Here is a 20,207-nt window from a genome sequence, read left to right as displayed (position 1 = left end):
CCGGGAGCCGCGCCGCGCGCCCTCCCTCACACGGTGAGGGGCACCTCGTGGATCTCGTCGGCCGTGTGCCCGGCCCGCTCGTGGACCCGCTGCACGGCCTCGGCGGACGGTCCGGTCGACAGGCAGTAGACCGTGCCCGTCGCGGGGTCCGCCCACGCCTTCTCGAAGTGGACGTCCTCCTCCTTCTCGACGGCGAGATCGGCCTCGTGCGCCGCGCGGAGCTGGTCCCCGGTGATGCCCGTCATGCCGTGGTGCACGTCCATGTACATACCCATGTTCCTCGCACCTCCTCTTCCATCATGCGCCCTCAGGGCCAGAGCAGCTCCCTGGTCCAGCCACCGCCGGGCACGGGGTCGCGGCGGTAGCGGAGGCGGACGTGGCGGCGGCGGGCGTCGCCCTGGAAGAACTCGACCTCCGACGGCTCGACCACGTAGAGGGTCCAGGTCGGGACCGGGGCGTCCGGCTCCGCCTCCGCCCGCCGCCACGCCTCCCCGCTCGCCCCGGCGAGGGTGCGGAGGGAGTCCAGGACCTCGCTCTGCCGGCCGGTGAGCGCCGAGGCGAGGGCGCCGGTGGAGCGGGCGTGGAGGTCCGCGTGCGCCTCCTCGGGGGAGCCGGTGGTGACGCGGCCCCTGACCCGGACCTGGCGGCCCTGGACCGGCCAGTAGAAGCCGAGCGCCGCCTCCGGACGGGCGGCGAGCTGACGGCCCTTGGCGCTGGTGGAGTGCGAGGCGAAGTGCCAGCCGCGCGCGTCGGCGTCGTGCAGCATCACCGTCCGCACGTCGGGCCTGCCGTCCCCGTCCGCCGTGGCCAGGGAGAGGGTGTGCGGCTCGGTCTGGCCGGCCGCGACGGCCGCCGTGAACCAGGCGTGGAAGAGGGGGAGCGGTTCGGACGGGGCGTCCGCCGGGTCGAAGGACGGGAGGTCGGTGTCCCAGACCCGGAGGGAGCGGAGGGCGCGGTGGAAGTCGGTCACGGGGCCACGGTAGGGCGCGGGGCGGGGAGGCGGGGGAGGCGGGAGAAGCGGCGGAGGCGGGGGAGGAGGGAGAAGCGGCGGAGGCGGAGGCGGGGGAAGCGGCGGAGGCGGGGGCCGGGGCGGGCCGGGGCCGGGGGCGTTCCGCCCCGGAAGACGGCGACGCCGGCGGCGGCCCGGGGGAGCGGGCCGCCGCCGGCGCCGGCGACAGGACGGAGAGGGCGGACGGGGCCGACGGGGCTACCTGGTCGGCTTCTTGCCGGTGACGCCCAGGTGGACCAGGAGGGCCAGGTTCGGCTTGAGCTCGTTCTGCTTCACGCCCCAGGCCTGGAACCCCTTCTGGTGACCCGCGACCGCCGCCAGCATCGTCACCAGGGAGCCGGCCATCGCCGCCGGGCTGACGTCCTTGTCGACCTTGCCCTTGGCCTGGAGCCCCTTCACCGCCTCCGTGAGGGAGGTGGTGACCGAGTTGAGGATCTTCGAACGGATCTTGTTGAACCGCTTGTCGCCCTCGGCGGCACCGAGGTCCACGACCCGGAGGATCGCGTCGTGCTTCCGCCAGAAGTCCAGGAAGCCCTCGACGAGTTCCTCGGAGGTCTGCCATCCGGCCTTGCCGACCCAGGAGCGGCCGGAGGTCAGGTCGGCAAGGCCGGCGCCCTCCTTCGCCATGTCCTCCGCGATCTCCAGAACCGCTCCCTCGACATCGGGGAAGTACTGGTAGAACGTCGCGGGTGACGTACCCGCCTTCCGGGCCACGTCGATGACCTTGACGTCCCGGTAGGGCGAGGAGTTGAGCATCTCACCGAGACAGTCGAGCAGTTTCTGCCGCGTCGCCTGACCGCGCCGACCGGCCACGCGGCCGTCGACGGTGCGTACTTGTCCTGTCATGCCGTCAGCTTACCGACGGGCCGTGGGGGCGCGATTCGGCCGACTGCAAATGGGGTGTGCCCCTCGCGCATCCGTGTTCTGCGAGGTTGGCGCGGGTGTGGGGGAGGAGAGGGCGGAGCGCGGGAGGGTCGGTATTCGGACAGAATGACGAGAGGTCCGGAGGTGTCGGCGCTGGCCGAAAAGCGTCCGGGCGTCACCCGGACGACCCCCGGGGTCCGGGTTCACCCGGAGGGGTCCCGCACTCGAATAGGCTTATGAACAGCCTGTGGACAACTTCGGTGGACAACGCAGGCGCCGCAAGGGTTCCGGCCCGGCGCATCGGCTCTTCGTTCACATTCCGGGGCGTGCGGAGCCCGCTCCGCCGCCCTAGCGTGAGGCCATGGCCGTACGTACTGAAGGCACCCCGTGCTGGGTGGACGCACAGCTTCCCGACCTCCGGGCGGGCAAGCGCTTCTACGGCGGGCTCTTCGGCTGGACCTTCGACCCCGACCGCGACGAGGCCCTGCTGCGGGGACGGCGCGTCGCCGGACTGCTCCCCAAGCGCGACGGCCGCATGCCCACCACCTGGACCGTCTATCTCGCCACCGGGAACGCCGGCACCCTCGCCGCCCGGATCGAGGCCGCCGGCGGACGGATGGTCATGGCCCCCTACCCCGTCGGCCCCTTCGGGGTCCTGGCGCTCGCCGCCGACCCCGGCGGCGCCGTCTTCGGCCTCCGCCAGGCGGGCGACGACGACGGCTTCGAGGTGACGGGCGAGCCGGGCACCTTCTGCCGGATGGAGGTGTACACGCGCAGGCCCGGCGCCGTGGACACCTTCTACGCCGCCGTCTTCGGCTACTCCGGCGGCCGGGGCGGCCCGGGGGAGGAGGCCGGGGACACCGGCCCCGGCTCCGGCCGCCGCGCCTGGTCGCTCCCCGGTTCCCGCTCCGGTGACGGAACCTCCGCCGGACGGACCGTCATCACCGACGACTTCCCCGCCGAGATGCCGGGGCACGTCCTCGTCCACTTCGCCGTGGCCGACTGCGACGAGGCGTGCGCCGCCGCCGTCCGGCTCGGCGGCCGGATCGCCTCCCCGGCCCGCGACACGCCGCACGGCCGCGTCGCCGTCCTCCACGACGACCAGGGCGCCCGCTTCGCGGTGCTCGCGGAGGCGGGCTCGAAACCGTCCGGTACCGCCTGAGAAGTCCACCCCGTACCCGGCCCCCGCACCGCCCCCGTGCCGCCCGGCGCGCACCGCGCCGGACCACCCCCTCACGACCCGTGACACCCCGATCCGCCCCCGGGTTCGCCACCGGGCCGCCGGACAGGAAGAATCAGGGCCACGGGGCCGTACCCTCATGGCCCGTACGGGGAGGTGGCAGGCAAGTGGAGCAGCTGACGCAGCACGACCCGAGACGCATCGGGCCCTTCGAAGTGCTGGGCCGGCTCGGCGCGGGCGGAATGGGCCTGGTCTATCTCGCGCGGTCGGCCTCGGGCCGGCGCGTGGCGATCAAGACCGTGCGCACGGAGCTCGCGGAGGACCAGCTGTTCCGGGTCCGCTTCACCCGGGAGGTGGAGGCCGCGCGGGCCGTCTCCGGCTTCTACACGGCCGCCGTCGTCGACGCCGACCCCCGGGCCGCCGTGCCCTGGCTGGCCACCGCCTACGTGCCGGCGCCCTCCCTCGAAGAGATAGTGAACGAGTGCGGGCCGCTCCCGGCCCAGGCCGTGCGCTGGCTGGCCGCCGGCGTCGCCGAGGCCCTCCAGTCCATCCACGGGGCGGGCCTGGTCCACCGCGACCTCAAGCCCTCCAACGTCCTCGTGGTCGAGGACGGCCCCCGGGTGATCGACTTCGGCATCGCGTCCGGCGTCTCCAACACGCGCCTGACCATGACCAACGTCGCCGTCGGCACCCCCGCCTACATGTCGCCCGAGCAGGCCCGCGACTCGCGCAGCGTCACCGGCGCCAGCGACGTCTTCTCGCTCGGCTCGATGCTGGTCTTCGCCGCCACCGGGCACGCGCCCTACCACGGCGCCAACCCGGTCGAGACCGTCTTCATGCTGCTCCGCGAGGGCCCCGACCTGGAGGGCCTGCCCGACGAGCTGCGCCCCCTCATCGACTCCTGCATGCAGACGGACGTCTCCCGGCGGCCCACCCCGGCCGACCTCCAGGCCCAGCTCGCCCCGCACCTCTTCGGCCCCGGCAGCGACGACAGCGGCACGGCCTCGGCCTGGCTGCCGGAGAGCGCCACCGCCATGATCGAGCGGCGGCGCGGCGGCGGCCGTACCGCGCCCGCCCCGTCCGTACCGCCGCCCCCGCCCGGTCCGCCGCCCGGGGACCCGCGCTTCCCGGACGCCGGGCCCGGCACCGGCCGCGCCCTGCCCGCGCCCGCGCCCGCCCCCGGCGGCCGGCACGCCGGTCCCGACGGGGGCACGGGCGGCCCCGTACGGCTCGGCGACGGGAACGTGCCCATCGGTCCCGGCCCCCGGGTCGCCGACACCCGGGCGGCGCTCGCCGTCGGCCGGGGCGCCGACGCGGGCCCCGCGACCGGCTGGATCCGCCCGCCCGGCGGCGGCCCGCACGGCGCCGAGCCCGGCCCGCCGCCCGGCTCCCGCCCGCTGAACGTCCCCGCGCAGGGCGGCACGGGCGCGGCTCCGCCCCCGCCGGAGCCCGGCCACTGGCGGCCCTGGCGCTTCCGCATGTCGAACGACGTCTGGGGCACCCCGGTCGTCGAGGGCGACCTGCTCTACGTCACCTCCTTCGAGGTGCACGCCCTGGACACCGGCAGCGGCCGGCGCCAGTTCAAGACCCGGGACGTGGCCTGGTCCATGGCCGTCGCCGGGGGCCGCATCCACGCCTCCGACGGGCCCACCCTCTACGCGCTCGACGCCACCGACGGCGGCGAGCGCTGGCGGCTGCGCACCGACGCCTGGGTGTACTCGCTCAAGGTCGACCGGGGCACGGTGGTCACCGGGACGCGCGGCGGCGGGGCCCAGGGCTGGGAGGCGTCCAACGGCGCCAAGCTGTGGGAGGTCACCGGCGTCCAGACCGACTTCGAGACCCCGGAGGCGGGGCCCGCCGTGCACGACGGCACCGTGTACGTGTGGCGGGACGCCCGGCTCCGGGCCCTCGACGCCCGGACCGGCGTGGAGCGCTGGTCGTACCCGGTCGGGGACGCCGCCTCCTGCGGGGGCGTCCCCGTACGGGTGGCCCCGGCCGGGGACGGCTGCGTGTACGTGTCGGCCGGCACCCGGGTCCTGTCGATCGACATCGCCGCCGGGCACGTCCGCTGGCACTTCGAGGCCCCGGCCGTCTTCCTCTCCCCGCCCGTCTTCGTGCCCGGCCCGGCCGTCACCGGCGGCGGCGTCTACCTCGCCGACCACCTGGGCACGGTGTACGCGATCGACGCCACCACCGGCCAGGACCGCTGGCGGATCGCGACCGAGCCGCGCCAGTCGGCCGAACCGGTCCTCGTCGCCGACGGCAACGTGCACGTCGGCAGCGGCAGCGCGCTCTACACGCTCGACGCGGTCACCGGCACCCCCCGCTGGCGGTTCGCGGCGGGCGGCGCGCTGGTCGGCTCCCCGGTCGTGGCGGACGGCCGCATCCACTTCGGCTCGGCCGACCACGTCCTCTACACCCTGGACGCGAACGGCGGCCAGCTGCGCTGGAAGCTCGCGACCGGGGGCGAGATCACCGGCTCGCCGGTGGTGAGGGGCGGGGTCGTGTACGCGTGCAGCAAGGACCGCTGCGTGTACGCGCTCGACGCGGTGAAGGGCACGGCGACGGGCCGCGGCGCGGCGGCGGGCCGCTGACCCCTTCCCGTACGGGCCGGGGCGAGCGGTCCCGTACGGGAAGGGGCGGACGGTCCCGTACCGGCCGGGCCCCGCGGGAGACCGGCGCCGTCGCGGCCGTGACGGCCGTCGCACCGGGCACGGAAGGGGCTTCGGACGGCGGCCGTCGTTCCGGGGAGAACGCGGACGGCGCGGGCGCCGCGGCGGTCCGGCGGCGCGGCCCCCGGGCGGTCCGGCTCTCGTTCCCGACGCTACGCCGGGTCCGGAGGGGCCGCCACGCGGCGCGGGAACGGCGTTAGTGTGGCGCGAACACGACAGGAGTGACGGGGGAACGACGATGGTACGGACGCGGCTGAAGCTCGCGGCGACGCTCACGGCGGTGGTGCTCGCGCTGACCGGTTTCCAGACCGGCGGCCACGGCGGCAGCGGCGGTGGCAGCGGGAAGAGCGGCAAGAGCAGGAGCCACTCCTCTTCCTCCGACGACGATTCCGGCGGCGGCTGCTCCAGCTCCGAGAAGGACAACGACGACTACGGCTCCGAGAACGGCCCGGGCGGCGGGTCCACGGCCACGGCGAGCCCGTCCCCGACATCGGCCCGGGTCGACGTAGAGGTCGTGGACTGCGTGGAACCGGCCCGCCGGAAGACCGGGAAACGGCCGGCCCGCGCGGCGGACACCACGGCGACGCTGCGGATCGACTCGCACGACGCCGTCGACGGGACGTACACCATCACCCTGGAGTTCAAGGACGCCACGGGCAGGGCGGTCGACTCGGTCGGGACCACCGTCACCGTCGGGAGCTACGAGAAGAAGACCGTCGAGGTCGCGATGGAGCACCCGAAGGCCGTCGACCGGGTGAAGGACTGCTGGGTCTACGACGTCCGCAAGCAGTAGCCCGGGACGTGCGAAGGGCCGGGCGGATGCCCGGCCCTTCTTCGTGCGACGGTCCGGTCGCGTTGCGCACGGGCCCCGCCCGGACGGATCCCCCCTGGTTCCGTCCGGACGTCCCCCGGCCCGTGCGCTCCCCCGTCGACCGGTTCCGTCCGGCCCCGGCGACTCCCCCGAAGTCGCCGCCGCGGCCGTCTCCCCCCGTCGGGAGTGGACTAGTCGACCGGCCGCGCCGTGTGGACCTCGTCGCCCGTGACCTTCTCGGTGATCGCGCCGATCGCCGGCTCCGAGGTGGCGTGCATGTCCTTGGTCACGAGGGTCTCGCCGGCCGGGGCCGTGATCTTCGCGGTGATCGCGCCGATCGCGGGCTCCGAGGTGGCGTGCATGTCCTTGGTGGTGATGAGCGGGTCCTGCTGGATCGGGTCGGTCATGCTCGTCAACTCCTGCGTGTGGTGTCCGTGGTGTGAGGAGGTCCGTCCGGCCGTTCCCCCGTGGACGACCGGACGGATCTCCGGGGCCGGTCACCCCGGTGCCCGGAACGACGACCCTCACTGGCGGTCCGCCTGCCCCCCGACGCGACGGACCGTCATGGGAAGAGCATGCCGGACGGCGATAAACGAACGATGAACGCCCCGGCGGGGGACGCCTACGCGGCCGTCGCGGGGGCCAGCAGCGCGCGGACCTCGTCGGCCTCCGGGGCGCCCAGGCCCTCGAAGATGCCGAGCGCCTCCCGCCAGCAGACCACCGCCCGGCCGCTCTGGCCGATGCCGAAGAGGCCCCGGCCCAGGACGGTGAGGACGTTGCCCCGCCGCCATTCGCCCCCGATGCCCCGCAGCACCGTGAGGGCCATCTCGGCGTTCGACGCCGCCTGCGCGTGCCGGCCGGCGGCGAGGTCCACCTCGGACAGCCGGAAGAGGGTCATGCCCTCCCACAGCCGCTGCCGGCTGTCGGCGAAGACCGCCAGCGCCTCGCGGAGGTGCTCGGCCGCCGAGTCGAGCCGGCCGTCCTGGGTGAGGGCGAGACCGAGGGCGTACCGCCCGTTGGCGCCCCGGAGGGCGTGCCCCATCGCGTCGTAGATCTCGGTGCCCCGCCCGGCGAGGGCTATGGCGCTCGGCGTGCGGCCCGTGGCCAGGTGGATGCGCGACAGGTTGCAGAGGGCGCTCGCCTCCCCCGGCTCGTCCCCGATGCCGCGGAAGCGTTCGATCGCCTCGGTGAGGTAGTGCTCGCCCTCCGCGAAGCGGTTCTGGTACAGCGCGATGATCCCCCGCGCGTTGGCGGACCAGCAGGCCGGTACCGGATCGCCGGCCCGGTCCGCGTGGGGCAGGGCCAGCTCGGCGTCGCGGTCCGCCTCCGCGAAGCGGCCCGCCGTGTGGTGGACGCCCGCCAGGACCATGAGCGCGCGCCCCTCGGCCCTGGCGTCCCCGTGGGCGCGGGCGGCGTCGCGGACGACGACGCCCGTCGCCTCGAACTCCTTGGAGTTCGCCCCCGACTCGCCCAGGTCCAGGGACGCCCACAGCAGGTCCACGCCCCGGCGCAGGGTCGCGGGCGAGGCGGCGGACCGGCGGACGGTGGCCAGGAGGCAGCCGGCCTCCGCGTACAGCCAGTCCTGTGCCTCGTGCCGGTCGGTGAAGGTCAGGCCGTCGTACGCGGTGGGTTCCAGGTGGTCCACGAGCCGGTCGCCGGGGCGCTCGATGGCGTACACCCGGGCCGCCGTCGACAGGTAGAAGTCGAGGAGCCGGGAGAGCGCCGCCTCCTTCTCCGACGGGGGCTGCTCGTCGCGGTCGGCGCACGCACGCGCGTAGAGGCGGACCAGGTCGTGGTACCGGTAGCGGCCCGGGGCCGCCGATTCCACCAGGGACGTGTCGACCAGGGCTTCGAGCAGGTCCTCGGTGTCCCACAACGGCAGGTCGAGGACGGCCGCCGCCGCCGGGAGGGAGATGTCCGGACCGTCCGCGAGGCCGAGCAGCCGGAAGGCGCGGGCCTGGGCCGGTTCGAGCTGGCCGTAGCCCAGCTCGAAGGTGGCCTTGACCGCGAGATCGCCCGCCTGGAGTTCGTCGAGGCGCCGTCGTTCGTCCGCCAGCTTGGCGGCGAGGACCGAGACCGTCCAGGTGCGGCGGGCCGCGAGCCGGGAGGCGGCGATGCGGATGGCCAGCGGCAGGAAGCCGCAGGCGGCGACCACGTCGAGCGACGCCTCCCGCTCGGCCCCGACCCGCTCCTCGCCCACGATCCGGGTGAAGAGCTGGAGCGCCTCCTCCGGGGACATCACGTCCAGGTCCACCAGGTGCGCGCCCGCCAGGTCCACCATCCGGATGCGGCTGGTGACCAGGGCCGCGCAGCCCGCCGTGCCCGGCAGCAGCGGGCGGATCTGGGCGGCGTCGCGCGCGTTGTCCAGGAGGACCAGGACCCGGCGGCCGTCGAGCGTGGAGCGGTAGAGCGCGGCCCGGTCGTCGAGGGAGTCGGGGATGGCCGAGTCCGGGGTGCCGAGCGCCCGCAGGAAGGAGCCGAGGACGGTCTCGGGCGCCGCCGCGCGCGATCCCGCGCCCTGGAGGTCCACGTACAGCTGCCCGTCGGGGAAGTGCGGGCGGGCCTCGTGGGCGACGTGCACGGCGAGCGTGGTCTTGCCGACGCCGCCGATGCCCGCGAGCGCCGAGACCGCCATGACGTGCCCCTCGGCGGTGGCGAGCCGGTCGCCCAGCTCCCGCACGAAGGCGGCGCGGCCCGTGAAGTCCGGCACGGTCGCCGGGAGCTGGGCCGGGCGGGCGGCGGGCGCGGCGGCCGGGGCGGGTTCCTCGACCGGGCGGGCGAGTTCGGCGTCGGCCCGGAGGATGCGCTGCTGGAGCCGGGACAGTTCGGGGTTCGGGTCGACGCCCAGTTCGTCGGCGAGGAGCCGGCGCGTGTCGGCGTACACGGCGAGCGCCTCGGCCTGCCGTCCGCTGCGGTAGAGGGCCAGCATGAGCAGTTCGCGCAGCCGCTCGCGCAGCGGGTGCGCGGCGGTGAGCGCGGTCAGCTCGGAGACGGCCTCGGCGTGCGCGCCGACCTCCAGGTCGATGTCGAGGCGGGTCTCCAGGAGGGTGAGCCGCCACTCCTCCAGGCGGATGCGCTGGGCTTCGGCGTACGGGCCGGGCACGGAGGCCAGGACCTCGCCGTCCCACAGGTCGAGGGCGCGGGCGAGCCGTTCCCGGGCCGCCGCGCGGTCCCCGCCGGACCGCAGCTTCTCGGCCTCGGCGGCGAGGTCCCGGGCGGTGGCGAGGTCGAGCGCGGCGGCGGAGGCGCGCAGGGCGTAGCCGCCGGACTCGCTGACGAGGACGTCGGGGCCGAGGGCCTTGCGGAGCCGGGAGGCGTAGGTGCGGACGGCCGCGAGGGCCTGGGAGGGCGGCTCCTCGCCCCAGAGCGCGTCGATCAGCTCGGAGGCGGTGGCGGTGCGCCCGCCGCGCAGGAGCAGGGCGGCGAGCAGGGCGCGCTGCTGGGGGGAGCCGGTGGGCACGGCCTCGCCGTCCCGCCAGGCCCGTACGGGGCCGAGCACGGCGAAGCGCAGCGGACCGCCGGGTCCGCCTTCCGCCTCCGCCGGGGTCTCCGGTTCCACCGGGGCGTCCCCGGCCGCCGCGGCCTCCGGTTCCACCGGGGCCGTCGGGTCCGCCGGGATGTCCCCGTCCGCCTCCGGAGCCCGCTGTGCCGGAACGCGCGGCCCGTCCTCACGGTGCATAGCTCCCCCTGCCCGTACCGCTGGTTTCGCCCGGGACAGTCTGCCTTGTCCGGAGGGAGTCCGTCAGCATCGGGCCGTTGTCGCCCGGGACGTAGCGAGGCCGTAGCCGGGCCGTTGCGGGACCGTTGTACGGGCGGCGGGCGCGAGGGGCGGCGTACGACGACGGCCGGTGACGGGCGGGGGGTGCCGGACGCCGGATTCCGGGGCGGGAGGGGCGGACGGCGGATTCGGGAGGCGGGTGTGCCGGACGGGTTTCCGCGCCGGACACGCTCCGTAGGCGTTCCGCTCCCGCCGGGGCCCCGGGCGTTGGCACGTCCGGTCCGGGGACGGTCCGGGGGCGGCCCGGCGGCGGTCCGGAAAATTTCTCGGGAAAATTTTGAAACGGACATTTGGGGACGCGCTGCGGTTCCCGCATACCGGACACCGTCGAGCTGACCTACCGCTTGGTCGGGTGGCGTGGCGGCTCGATCTTTCAATCATTGGCGAGCGGCCCGAACGACCCCCGCAATGCAAGGAGTCTGTCGATCAAGTGAGCGGATTCTGATCTTCCAGATATGGAAACCGCAGCATTTAACGTCCTGTTCATGACTCAGGTGGAAGCTCGGCCGCAGGCCGGAGACACGGTAAGGGGCGTCGACGCCCCGGGCGACGCCCACGGTGTACGCGCCAAGGGCCTGGGCGGCAATTCCGTCGGCCTCCTCGGCAGCGCCGTCATCGGCGTCTCGACCGTCGCCCCCGTCTACTGCCTGACCTCCACGCTCGGCTCCACGGCCGGCGAGGTCGGGCTCCAGATGCCCGCCGTCTTCCTCGCGGGCTTCCTCCCGATGCTCCTCGTCGCCTTCGCGTACCGGGAGCTCAACAAGGCCATGCCGGACTGCGGCACCTCCTTCACCTGGACCGTGAAGGCGTTCGGCCCCAAGATCGGCTGGATGTGCGGCTGGGGCCTCGTCATCGCGACGATCATCGTCCTCTCCAACCTGGCCGGCGTCGCGACCTCCTACTTCTGGCTCCTGGCGGGCGAGATCAGCGGCAGCGGGTCCGTCGCCGCGCTCGACGACAACAAGGCCGTCCACATCCTCACCTGCCTCGCGCTCATCGCCGCCGCCACCGCGATCAGCTACCGGGGCATGACCGCCACCAAGGGCGTGCAGTACGCCCTCGTCGGCCTCCAGCTCGTCGTCCTCGCCGTCTTCGTCGCCATGGCCCTGACCAAGGCCGGGTCGTTCGAGACCTCGATCGACTTCTCCTGGTCCTGGATGAACCCCTTCGCCGTGCAGTCCTTCGCCTCCTTCACGGCCGGACTCTCGCTCTCGATCTTCATGTACTGGGGCTGGGACGCCTGCATGGCGAGCAACGAGGAGACCACCGGCAGCGAGAAGACCCCCGGCCGCGCCGCCCTCATCGCGATGGTCGTCCTGGTCGGCTCCTACCTGGCCACCGGCATCGCCGCCCAGATGGCCGTCGGCTCCGGCGAGGACGGCCTCGGCCTCGCCAACCCGGAGACCTCCGACAACGTCTTCGCCGCCCTGGCCGGCCCCGTCATGGGTCCCACGCTCGGCATCCTGCTCTTCGTCGCGGTCCTGGCCTCCGCCGCCGCGAGCCTCCAGACGACCTTCATCCCGGTCGCCCGCACGGTCCTCGCGATGTCCACGTACGAGGCGCTGCCGGAGTCCTTCACCAAGGTCCACCCGGTCTTCAAGACCCCGGGCAGGGCCACGGTCGTGGCGGGCGTCGCCACCGGTGCCTTCTACACCGTGATGACCCTGGTCAGCGAGCACGTCCTGGTCGACACCATCTACGCCCTCGGCCTGATGATCTGCTTCTACTACGCGCTCACGGCCTTCGCCTGCGTCCGGTACTTCCGCGGGGAGCTGTTCCGCTCCTTCCGCGACTTCGCCTTCAAGGGCCTGATGCCGCTGCTCGGCGGCCTCATGCTCACGGCGGTCTTCGGCAAGACCCTGTACGACATGTGGGACCCGGCGTACGGCTCCGGCTCCGCCGTCCTCGGCATGGGCTCGGTCTTCGTGATCGGCGTCGGGCTGCTGCTCCTCGGCGTGGTGATCATGCTGGTCATGCAGCGCCGCAGCCCCGCCTTCTTCCGGGGCGAGGTCCTGACCCGGGAGACCCCGTCCCTGGTGATGGAGGACTGACCGGCCCCCCGGGGCACCGGAACGCGGAGGTGGCGGGTCCCCGGGGACCCCCCACCTCCGCATGTCCGCCCGGAAAGGCCACGAAAGGCCACGGAAAGGCCCCGGAGGGCCCCGAGGGCTCAGCGCCCGGGCAGCAGGCGCCCCACCGCCGCGCCGGCGTCCGGCAGGCCCGGCGCGCCGGCCGGCTTCGCCCCGGGGGACAGGACGCCGCTGAGCGGGACGACCGAGGGCAGGTTCACCCCGCCGGTGTCGGCGGCGGCGGTTCCGGCGGCGCCCGCGGCACCGGCGGAGGCGAAGGCGGTCAGGACGACTGCGGTGAGCATCTTCTTCATGCCCGCTCCAACGCGGAGGAGGCGGGTCCGGTTACGACCTTCCCGGCCCCCGTCCACGGGAGCGCCCGGGTCCGCGGGCGCCCGCCCCGCCCCGCCGGGAGAACCGTACGGTCAGAGGCCCGTGCCGGCCGGCTGCCGGACGGTGACGTTGATCCGGTTGAAGAGGTTCGTCAGGCCGATCATCAGCACCAGCGAGGCGAGCTGCTTCTCGTCGAAGTGGTCGGCCGCCGCGTCCCACACCGCGTCCGGCACCGCGTCCGGGGTGTCGGCGATGCGGGTCGCGTACTCGGCGAGCGCGAGGGCGGCCCGCTCCTCGTCGGAGAAGTACGGCGCCTCGCGCCACGCGGCGACCGCGAACAGCTTCTCGTCGCTCACGCCCGCCTTCCTGGCGCCCTTCGCGCCGTAGTCCACGCAGAAGCCGCAGCCGTTGATCTGGCTGGCCCGCAGGTGCACCAGCTCCAGGAGCGCCTCCGGGACCCCGCCCTGGCGGGTGGCCTTCAGGAGCCCCTGGATCGCGGGGCCCGCGTCGGGCAGGACGTGGGCGGGGTTGGTCATCCGGGCCTCGGGGGTGTGCGTCGCCATGGTGATCGCTCCTCGGTGTCGCGTGTGCGTGCGTCGCTTTCACCTCATGGACGGAACGCGGGCCGCGAATGTGACACGGGCGCGGAAAATTCTTCCGGGAAGCCCGCGTCGGCGTCCCCGGCGATGCCTGCTACCGGGCCCGCCGCCGTGTCCGCCGTGTCTGCCGTGTCCGGCACGTCCGGCGCGTTCGCCGCGCCCGCCGCCCCGGGGCCGCCCGCCCGTGACCCGCCCCCGCGACCCGCCGGGCGGGCCCGCGCCTACGCCTCCGCGATGAGGGCGGTCGCGACCGTGCGGAAGCCGAGCCGCCCGTAGAGCCGGGCCACGTTCGCGTCCGAGGCCGACAGGAACACCGTCCCGGCGCCCCGGGCGCGGGCGTCCGCGGCCAGGGCGGCCGTGACCGCGAGCCCGCACCCCCGGCGCCGGGCCGCCGGGACGGTGCCGACGCCGACGATCTCGGAGACGTCCCCCACGGGCTGGTGCTGCCCGGCCGAGAGGGCGGTGCCGTCCACCCCGTCGAAGGCCGCCGCGAGCCGGGTCAGACCCGCCGCGATCCGCTCGGCGGTCCGCTCGGCGGTCCCGGGCGCGGGCGGGAAGCCGAAGGCGCCGTACGGGGCGGCGACGGCGCTCTCCAGGCCGGGGTCGTCCGCCTCCACCATCCGTACGGCCGCTCCCACCGGCTCCGGCACGGCGAGCCCGTCGCCCTCCAGGACCATCAGCGGGTGCGCGTGCACGGTCAGCCCGCTCGCCTCCACGGCCGCCCGCAGCCCCGGCGTCGTCTCCGCGACCCACTCGAACGCCTCGGGCGCCCCCAGCTCCCGCTGCCGGGCCCGCACCCGCTCCACGGCCCCGGCCGTGATCTCCCCCTCGTACCCGAGCGAGGGCCGCGCGTAGAAGGGCCAGCCCTCCCCCTCCCGTACGAACAGGGTCAGCGGCCCGAAGTCCTCGGCGCGGGCGGAGGAACGGGGAACGGCGTCGTAGTACGTCTCGATTCGCTTCAGCACCGGGCCACGGTAGGGGCAGGGGCGGGCGGGACGCAGGTACGTTTCCGGGAACGCGAACCGGCGGACGCGGTCCGGAGGCGCGAACCGGCGGACGCGGTCCGGGAACGCGGTCCGGGAACGCGGTCCGGGATCGCGACTCCGGGAACGTGAACCGGCGGACGGCGCTCCCGGCTCTCCCCGTACCCGCTCGTATGCTCGGTCCATGACGGATCACCAGGCAGGACGCCCCACCGAGAACGCCATGCGCCGTGCCCTCAGGCGGGCCAGGGACGGGGTCGCGCTCGACGTCACGGAGGCCGCCGTGCTGCTGCGGGCGCGCGGGGCGGACCTGGCGGACCTGGTCGCGACCGCCGGGCGGGTGCGGGACGCCGGTCTGGAGGCGGCCGGGCGGCCGGGCGTCATCACGTACTCGAAGAGCGTGTTCATTCCGCTCACCCGGCTCTGCCGCGACACGTGCCACTACTGCACCTTCGCCACCGTCCCCGGCAAGCTGCGGCGGGCCGGGCACGGGATGTTCATGTCGCCCGACGAGGTCCTCGACATCGCCCGGCGCGGCGCCGAACTCGGCTGCAAGGAAGCCCTGATCACCCTCGGGGACAAGCCCGAGGACCGCTGGCCGGAGGCGCGCGAGTGGCTCGACGCGCACGGTTACGACGACACGATCGCGTACGTGCGGGCCATGGCGATCCGCGTCCTGGAGGAGACCGGGCTCCTGCCGCACCTCAACCCCGGGGTGCTGTCCTGGACCGACTTCCAGCGCCTCAAGCCCGTGGCGCCCTCCATGGGGATGATGCTGGAGACGACCGCGACCCGGCTGTGGTCCGAGCCCGGCGGCCCCCACTACGGGTCCCCGGACAAGGAACCGGCCGTGCGGCTCAGGGTCCTGGAGGACGCCGGCCGCTCCTCCGTCCCCTTCACCTCGGGGCTGCTGCTCGGCATCGGGGAGACCCCGGAGGAGCGGGCCGAGTCGCTGTTCGCGCTGCGCCGGATCGCCCGCGCGTACCACGGCATCCAGGAGCTGATCATCCAGAACTTCCGCGCCAAGCCGGACACGGCGATGCGCGGCATGCCCGACGCCGAGCTGGACGACCTGGTGGCCACCGTCGCCGTCGCCCGCCTGATCATGGGCCCCTCCGCCTGCCTCCAGGCCCCGCCGAACCTGGTCGACGCGGAGTACGAGCGGCTCATCGCGGCCGGCGTCGACGACTGGGGCGGGGTCTCGCCGCTCACCATCGACCACGTCAACCCCGAGCGGCCCTGGCCGAAGATCGGGGAACTGGCCGAACGGTCCGCCGCCGCCGGCTTCGAGCTGCGCGAACGCCTCTGCGTCTACCCCGAGTTCGTCACCCGGGGAGAACCCTGGCTCGACCCCCGGCTCCTCCCGCACGTCCGCGCCCTCGCCGACCCCGAGACGGGCCTGGCGAACCCCGACGCGCCCGTGCGCGGCCTGCCCTGGCAGGAGCCCGACGAGGTCTTCACCGCCACCGGCCGGACCGACCTGCACCGCACCGTCGACACCGAGGGCCGCACGGGCGACCGGCGCGAGGACTTCGACGAGGTGTACGGGGACTGGGAGGCGCTGCGCGAGGCCGCCGCCCCCGGGATGGTCCCGCAGCGCATCGACACCGACGTGCGCGAGGCGCTCGCCGTCGCCGCCGACGACCCGACGAGGCTCACCGACCCGCAGGCCCTGGCCCTCCTCCACGCCGACGGGCCCGCCCTGGACGCCCTCGCCCGCGTCGCGGACGACCTGCGCCGTGACGTGGTCGGCGACGACGTCACGTACGTCGTCACGCGGAACATCAACTTCACCAACGTCTGCTACACCGGCTGCCGTTTCTGCGCCTTCGCCCAGCGGCGCACCGACGCCGACGCGTACACCCTCTCCCTCGACCAGGTCGCCGACCGCGCCCAGCAGGCGTGGGAGGTCGGCGCGGTGGAGGTCTGCATGCAGGGCGGCATCCACCCCGATCTGCCCGGCACCGCCTACTTCGACATCGCGCGCGCGGTGAAGGAGCGCGTCCCCGGCATCCACGTGCACGCCTTCTCCCCGATGGAGGTCGTCAACGGCGCCTCCCGCACCGGCCTCTCGATCCGGGAGTGGCTGACGGCCGCGAAGGAGGCCGGACTCGACTCGATCCCGGGCACGGCCGCCGAGATCCTCGACGACGAGGTCCGCTGGGTCCTCACCAAGGGCAAACTGCCCACCGCCACCTGGACCGAGGTGATCACCACCGCCCACGAGCTGGGCCTGCGCTCCTCCTCCACGATGATGTACGGACACGTGGACCAGCCCCGGCACTGGCTCGGCCACCTCCGTACCCTGGCCCGCATCCAGCGGGAGACCGGCGGCTTCACGGAGTTCGTGACGCTCCCCTTCATCCACACCAACGCGCCCGTCTACCTCGCCGGCATCGCCCGCCCCGGCCCCACCGCCCGCGACAACCGCGCGGTCACCGCCATGGCCCGGCTCCTGCTCCACCCCCACATCCCGAACATCCAGACCAGCTGGGTGAAGCTGGGGGCGGAGGGCGCCGCCGAGATGCTCCGCTCCGGCGCCAACGACCTGGGCGGCACCCTGATGGAGGAGACCATCTCCCGCATGGCGGGGTCGGGTTACGGCTCGTACCGCTCGGTCAAGGACCTGGAGGCCATCGCGGAGGCGGCGGGTCGTCCGGCGAAGCCCCGGACGACCCTGTACGGGGAGGTCCCGGAGGAGCGCCGGCGCGCGGCCGCCGCCTCGGACGGGCACCTGCCGGAGCTGCTGCCCGTCCTGCCCGCGGAGTGAGGACGGGCCGTCCGCGGCGGCCGGGACCCCGGGCCGCCGCGGACGCTCCGTCCGTTCCCGCTCCGTCCGTTCCCGCTCCGTCCGTTCCCGTTCCGTCCGTTTTCGCGGCGGCCGGACCCGCGGCGGCCGGGCCCGCTACGACAGCCAGCCCCGCCGCGCCGCCTGCCACACCAGCTGTGTCCGCGTCGTGGCACCGGCGCGCCGCATCAGCTCCTGGACGCGGCGCTGGACGGTGCGCTGGCTGACCGAGAGCTGCGAGGCGATCGCCTTGTCCGCGACCCCGGCGACGATCAGGGAGAGCAGGTACCGCTCGTCGTCGGCGATGTACGCGCCGGGCCGCGGACCGCCGCCGAAATCGGCCAGCTCGCCGGAGTCCGTGAGGTGCAGCGGCGTCGCCGTCGCCCACTGGATTTCGAACAGCGCGATCAGCGCGTCGAGCAGACTGCTGGTGCGCACCACGGCGGCCGTCGGCTCGCCCGCCGGGCCGCCCGTGCTGTCCGGACGCCGGGTCAGCAGGGGGCAGATGGCGGTCGAGTTGTCCGCGATCACCAGCCGTACCGGCAGCGTCCCGGTGGCCCGCGCCTGCTCGCCCGCGCGGATGCTGCGGGCAACGTTGTCAACCATGCCGGGCCCCTCCAGCAGCTCGCGCTCGTAGATCACCTTGTAGCGGACCCCCCGGGCGAGCAGCTCCCACTCCTCGTTGTTCTCCTCCGCCGGCAGGGCCACGGGATCGGCCTTGGAGAGCCAGCGCATCTCCCCGGCCCCGTGCGCCAGGTGACGCAGCCGCTGCCGGATCACGTTCGCGCCCGTGATCACCTCCACGAGCTGCTCGGCGTCGTGCCGGCGCCCCCCGGCCCGGTACTCCTCGGCGAGCTGCTCCACCCCCCGCCGCGCCCACTCCAGCGCCTCGTGCCCGCGCAGCAGGAGGGGCCGCAGCGCCGTGTCGGGCGCCACCGGCACGTAACGTTCCGCGTCCCCGGCCGCCACCGCGTCCATCCGCCCCGCCAGGCCCTTGTCGTGGAGCGAGGCCAGCACCTCGCGCGCCCGGTCCGCCCCGAGGCCCAGCCGCTCCGCGACCTCCGCGGCGCAGGCCTCCCGCACCTCGACGAGGAAGCGGTACACCCGCTCCTCCTCGGCCCCGACCCCCGCCGCCTCCAGCATGTGTCCTTCTCCCACGACGCCCCCGCCCACCCCGGCTGCTGCAACGCCCCCGAACACGGCAAGATCCAATCACATCCGCCCCTCCGGACGGGTGCCGTGACCGCCGGGCACGGCCTCCGGGCCCCGGGCGGACCGTGGTCACCACAGGCCCGGAAAGCGTCGGAACGCACGACGTTCCGGCCCCCGGACGCACCTTCCCGGTCCATTACAGTGCGGCGGAGGAACCGTCAGCGAACCGCCGACCGGGGGAGGGCACGTCGTGGCCACGACAGCCGCAGCCGTGTGGGGCCGTGCCGAACAGCAGGACTTCCGGGCCCGGGTACGGGGCTGTCTGCTCGGCGGGGCGCTCGGCGACGCGCTGGGAGCGGGCGCCGACGGCCTCACCCTCGCGGAACTGCGCGCGGCCCACGGACCTGACGGACTCGCCGACCCCGTCCCCGCGTACGGCCGCCGGGGCGCCGTCACCGCCGCGACCCAGATGACCCTCTTCACCGTCGACGGTCTGATCCGCGCCCAGGTCCGCCGCGACACGGGCGCCTGGCACCCGCCCACCGACGTGCACCGGGCCCATCTGCGCTGGGCCGCCACCCAGCGCGACTGGGGCCCCGACGAGCGCCGCGAGGACAACGGCTGGCTCGCCCGCGAGGAGTGGCTGTACGCCCGCCGCAACCCGCCCCGCGCCTGCCTCACCGGCTTCGGCGACGAACGCCCCGGCACCCCGGCCGCGCCCAAGAACCCCACCGCCGGCGACTCCGGCGCCCTCGTCCGCTCGGCCCCCTTCGGACTGCTCGTCGGCTGGGAGGCCCACCTCGTCCACCGGCTCGCCGTGGAGTGCGCCGCCCAGTCGCACGGCGCCCCGGCCGCCGTCCTCGCCGCGGGCGCCCTCGCCGTCACCGTCCACGGCCTCGCCCGGGGCGGCCCGGTGGAGACGGCGGTGGACGGGGCCCTGGACCGGCTCGCGGAGCACCCCGGCCACGAGCCGGTCACCGAGGCGCTCGGCCGCGCCCTCGGAGCCGTACGGGAAGGAGCGCCGGACCCGGAGCGGGTGACCGCCCTCGGGGCCGGCGAGGACCGGGCGGAGGGGCAGCTGGCGGCGGCCGTCTACTGCGCCCTGGTCGCCGAGGACGTACGGCACGGGCTGCGGCTCGCGGTGAACCACGACGGGCCCTCGTCGATGACCGGCGCGCTCGCCGGGGCCCTGCTCGGCGCCCTGCACGGCGAGACGGCCCTCCCGCCGGCCTGGCTGGCCGACCTGGAGGGCCGCGGGACGGTCCTGGAACTGGCGGACGACTTCTCGATGGAGATGACCCAGGGCACCGCCCTGCACACCCCCGGGGGAGCCGCGCCGGGCTGGCTGGCGCGCTACCCGGGGTACCCCGCGTACCCGGGACACCCGGGGTACCCGAGGGGCTGACCGGCCCGGGGCGCCGGGCGCGGGGGCCGGGCGGGAGGGCCCCGGAACAGCATCGAGCCCTCTCGGCCAGGACGGCGGGACCGGACGAGAGGGCTCTTTCGTACTGCTGACGTCGTCTGCCGTCGACGACGTCTCCTGCTGACGACGCGTGCGGCCGGTGTCGTACGGCCGGCGGGGGAGGGGCTAGCGGGCCCCGCCGCCCACCCCGCCGACGAAGGCGCTCCAGGAGCCCGGCCCGAACGAGAGGGACGGGCCCTCGGGGGCCTTGGAGTCCCGCACCGCGATCGCGGTCATGACGGGGGACTTCACTTCGACGCACGCCCCGTTCCCACCCGAGTAGGAGGACTTCGTCCAGGTGTCCGTGCCACCCTGAATAATCGCCATGCTGCTCAGCTCCGGTTCTGCCAGTTTCTGCCAGTGGTGTGCCGCGCCAACGTTCTTGACGGCGTGATCGACGCTACTCGCAGGCCCCGGCCGACGGGGTCGGCGTTCACACGTCCGAGTGGCATATACCAATCAGGCTTCCGTGGGAGCGATTTCGCGGTGTACGGTGCCTGCCCCGAC

16 protein-coding genes are annotated in these 20,207 nt (G+C 74.8%); 6 read left to right on the top strand and 10 right to left on the bottom strand.

Going from position 1 to position 20,207, the window contains the following annotated elements:
• Positions 1–26: 26 nt before the first annotated feature.
• The 3 genes from ACZ6AQ_RS21500 to ACZ6AQ_RS21490 all read right to left on the bottom strand — a co-directional run bounded on the left by ACZ6AQ_RS21500 (position 27) and on the right by ACZ6AQ_RS21490 (position 1,855).
• Entirely contained in the window at positions 27–275 is a 249-nt protein-coding gene (locus tag ACZ6AQ_RS21500; protein ID WP_468761397.1) for an SCO4226 family nickel-binding protein, read from the bottom strand.
• Between the two features lie 32 nt (positions 276–307).
• Entirely contained in the window at positions 308–970 is a 663-nt protein-coding gene (locus tag ACZ6AQ_RS21495; protein ID WP_468761395.1) for a pyridoxine/pyridoxamine 5'-phosphate oxidase, read from the bottom strand.
• 237 nt (positions 971–1,207) lie between these two features.
• The gene (locus ACZ6AQ_RS21490; RefSeq protein WP_388698988.1) at positions 1,208–1,855 is read right to left on the bottom strand and encodes a TetR family transcriptional regulator; all 648 of its coding nucleotides are present in this window, start codon (positions 1,853–1,855) and stop codon (positions 1,208–1,210) included.
• A gap of 379 nt (positions 1,856–2,234) precedes the next feature.
• Between ACZ6AQ_RS21490 and ACZ6AQ_RS21485 the strand changes: the two genes are divergently transcribed.
• The 3 genes from ACZ6AQ_RS21485 to ACZ6AQ_RS21475 all read left to right on the top strand — a co-directional run bounded on the left by ACZ6AQ_RS21485 (position 2,235) and on the right by ACZ6AQ_RS21475 (position 6,518).
• On the top strand, positions 2,235–3,035 hold the full coding sequence (locus tag ACZ6AQ_RS21485; RefSeq protein WP_468761393.1) for a VOC family protein: 801 nt from the start codon (positions 2,235–2,237) through the stop codon (positions 3,033–3,035).
• 185 nt (positions 3,036–3,220) lie between these two features.
• Positions 3,221–5,647 carry a protein serine/threonine kinase AfsK gene (gene afsK / locus ACZ6AQ_RS21480; RefSeq protein ID WP_468761391.1) on the top strand — a complete coding sequence of 809 codons (2,427 nt, stop codon included), beginning with the start codon at positions 3,221–3,223 and terminating at the stop codon, positions 5,645–5,647.
• 316 nt (positions 5,648–5,963) lie between these two features.
• The gene (locus ACZ6AQ_RS21475) at positions 5,964–6,518 is read left to right on the top strand and encodes a hypothetical protein (protein ID WP_468761389.1); all 555 of its coding nucleotides are present in this window, start codon (positions 5,964–5,966) and stop codon (positions 6,516–6,518) included.
• A 209-nt stretch (positions 6,519–6,727) separates the two neighbouring features.
• Here ACZ6AQ_RS21475 and ACZ6AQ_RS21470 read toward each other — a convergent pair whose 3' ends face one another.
• On the bottom strand, positions 6,728–6,943 hold the full coding sequence (locus tag ACZ6AQ_RS21470) for a hypothetical protein (RefSeq protein WP_468761387.1): 216 nt from the start codon (positions 6,941–6,943) through the stop codon (positions 6,728–6,730).
• Between the two features lie 215 nt (positions 6,944–7,158).
• Positions 7,159–10,215 (bottom strand): SARP-family global regulator AfsR, encoded by a 3,057-nt coding sequence (afsR, locus tag ACZ6AQ_RS21465; RefSeq protein WP_468761385.1) that lies wholly within the window; start codon positions 10,213–10,215, stop codon positions 7,159–7,161.
• A gap of 584 nt (positions 10,216–10,799) precedes the next feature.
• Here afsR and ACZ6AQ_RS21460 point away from each other — a divergent pair.
• Complete coding sequence (locus tag ACZ6AQ_RS21460; RefSeq protein ID WP_468761383.1) at positions 10,800–12,365, top strand: APC family permease; 1,566 nt, start codon at positions 10,800–10,802, stop codon at positions 12,363–12,365.
• Between the two features lie 119 nt (positions 12,366–12,484).
• On the opposite strand, the gene ACZ6AQ_RS21455 is transcribed toward ACZ6AQ_RS21460, so the two are convergent.
• The 3 genes from ACZ6AQ_RS21455 to ACZ6AQ_RS21445 form a co-directional block, all read right to left on the bottom strand.
• Positions 12,485–12,697 (bottom strand): hypothetical protein, encoded by a 213-nt coding sequence (locus ACZ6AQ_RS21455; protein ID WP_468761381.1) that lies wholly within the window; start codon positions 12,695–12,697, stop codon positions 12,485–12,487.
• Between the two features lie 111 nt (positions 12,698–12,808).
• A complete protein-coding gene (locus ACZ6AQ_RS21450; protein WP_388692488.1) occupies positions 12,809–13,279 on the bottom strand; it encodes a carboxymuconolactone decarboxylase family protein in 471 nt (156 codons plus the stop codon).
• 257 nt (positions 13,280–13,536) lie between these two features.
• On the bottom strand, positions 13,537–14,280 hold the full coding sequence (locus tag ACZ6AQ_RS21445) for a GNAT family N-acetyltransferase (RefSeq protein WP_468761379.1): 744 nt from the start codon (positions 14,278–14,280) through the stop codon (positions 13,537–13,539).
• 202 nt (positions 14,281–14,482) lie between these two features.
• Between ACZ6AQ_RS21445 and ACZ6AQ_RS21440 the strand changes: the two genes are divergently transcribed.
• On the top strand, positions 14,483–17,068 hold the full coding sequence (locus tag ACZ6AQ_RS21440) for a bifunctional FO biosynthesis protein CofGH (RefSeq protein ID WP_468761377.1): 2,586 nt from the start codon (positions 14,483–14,485) through the stop codon (positions 17,066–17,068).
• 135 nt (positions 17,069–17,203) lie between these two features.
• Here ACZ6AQ_RS21440 and ACZ6AQ_RS21435 read toward each other — a convergent pair whose 3' ends face one another.
• Complete coding sequence (locus tag ACZ6AQ_RS21435) at positions 17,204–18,229, bottom strand: helix-turn-helix domain-containing protein (protein ID WP_468761375.1); 1,026 nt, start codon at positions 18,227–18,229, stop codon at positions 17,204–17,206.
• Between the two features lie 259 nt (positions 18,230–18,488).
• On the opposite strand from ACZ6AQ_RS21435, the gene ACZ6AQ_RS21430 reads away from it, so the two are divergent.
• Positions 18,489–19,643, top strand: coding sequence for an ADP-ribosylglycohydrolase family protein (locus ACZ6AQ_RS21430; protein ID WP_468761373.1), 1,155 nt, complete (start codon positions 18,489–18,491; stop codon positions 19,641–19,643).
• A 183-nt stretch (positions 19,644–19,826) separates the two neighbouring features.
• On the opposite strand, the gene ACZ6AQ_RS21425 is transcribed toward ACZ6AQ_RS21430, so the two are convergent.
• A complete protein-coding gene (locus ACZ6AQ_RS21425) occupies positions 19,827–20,027 on the bottom strand; it encodes a DUF397 domain-containing protein (protein WP_388692496.1) in 201 nt (66 codons plus the stop codon).
• Positions 20,028–20,207 lie beyond the last annotated feature (180 nt).

It is taken from the genome of Streptomyces sp. NPDC041191 (genome assembly GCF_055591945.1).
This window is presented reverse-complemented; position numbering and strand designations above follow the sequence as displayed.

Excerpts from the sequence above, each read along its gene's own strand:
- ACZ6AQ_RS21435 (WP_468761375.1), bottom strand. The coding sequence starts at position 18,229 with ATGCTGGAGGCGGCGGGGGTCGGGGCCGAGGAGGAGCGGGTGTACCGC.
- ACZ6AQ_RS21500 (WP_468761397.1), bottom strand. The coding sequence starts at position 275 with ATGGGTATGTACATGGACGTGCACCACGGCATGACGGGCATCACCGGG.
- ACZ6AQ_RS21455 (WP_468761381.1), bottom strand. The coding sequence starts at position 12,697 with ATGAAGAAGATGCTCACCGCAGTCGTCCTGACCGCCTTCGCCTCCGCC.
- afsR (WP_468761385.1), bottom strand. The coding sequence starts at position 10,215 with ATGCACCGTGAGGACGGGCCGCGCGTTCCGGCACAGCGGGCTCCGGAG.
- ACZ6AQ_RS21485 (WP_468761393.1), top strand. The coding sequence starts at position 2,235 with ATGGCCGTACGTACTGAAGGCACCCCGTGCTGGGTGGACGCACAGCTT.
- ACZ6AQ_RS21450 (WP_388692488.1), bottom strand. The coding sequence starts at position 13,279 with ATGGCGACGCACACCCCCGAGGCCCGGATGACCAACCCCGCCCACGTC.
- ACZ6AQ_RS21490 (WP_388698988.1), bottom strand. The coding sequence starts at position 1,855 with ATGACAGGACAAGTACGCACCGTCGACGGCCGCGTGGCCGGTCGGCGC.
- ACZ6AQ_RS21425 (WP_388692496.1), bottom strand. The coding sequence starts at position 20,027 with ATGGCGATTATTCAGGGTGGCACGGACACCTGGACGAAGTCCTCCTAC.
- ACZ6AQ_RS21475 (WP_468761389.1), top strand. The coding sequence starts at position 5,964 with ATGGTACGGACGCGGCTGAAGCTCGCGGCGACGCTCACGGCGGTGGTG.
- ACZ6AQ_RS21460 (WP_468761383.1), top strand. The coding sequence starts at position 10,800 with ATGACTCAGGTGGAAGCTCGGCCGCAGGCCGGAGACACGGTAAGGGGC.
- ACZ6AQ_RS21470 (WP_468761387.1), bottom strand. The coding sequence starts at position 6,943 with ATGACCGACCCGATCCAGCAGGACCCGCTCATCACCACCAAGGACATG.
- ACZ6AQ_RS21440 (WP_468761377.1), top strand. The coding sequence starts at position 14,483 with ATGACGGATCACCAGGCAGGACGCCCCACCGAGAACGCCATGCGCCGT.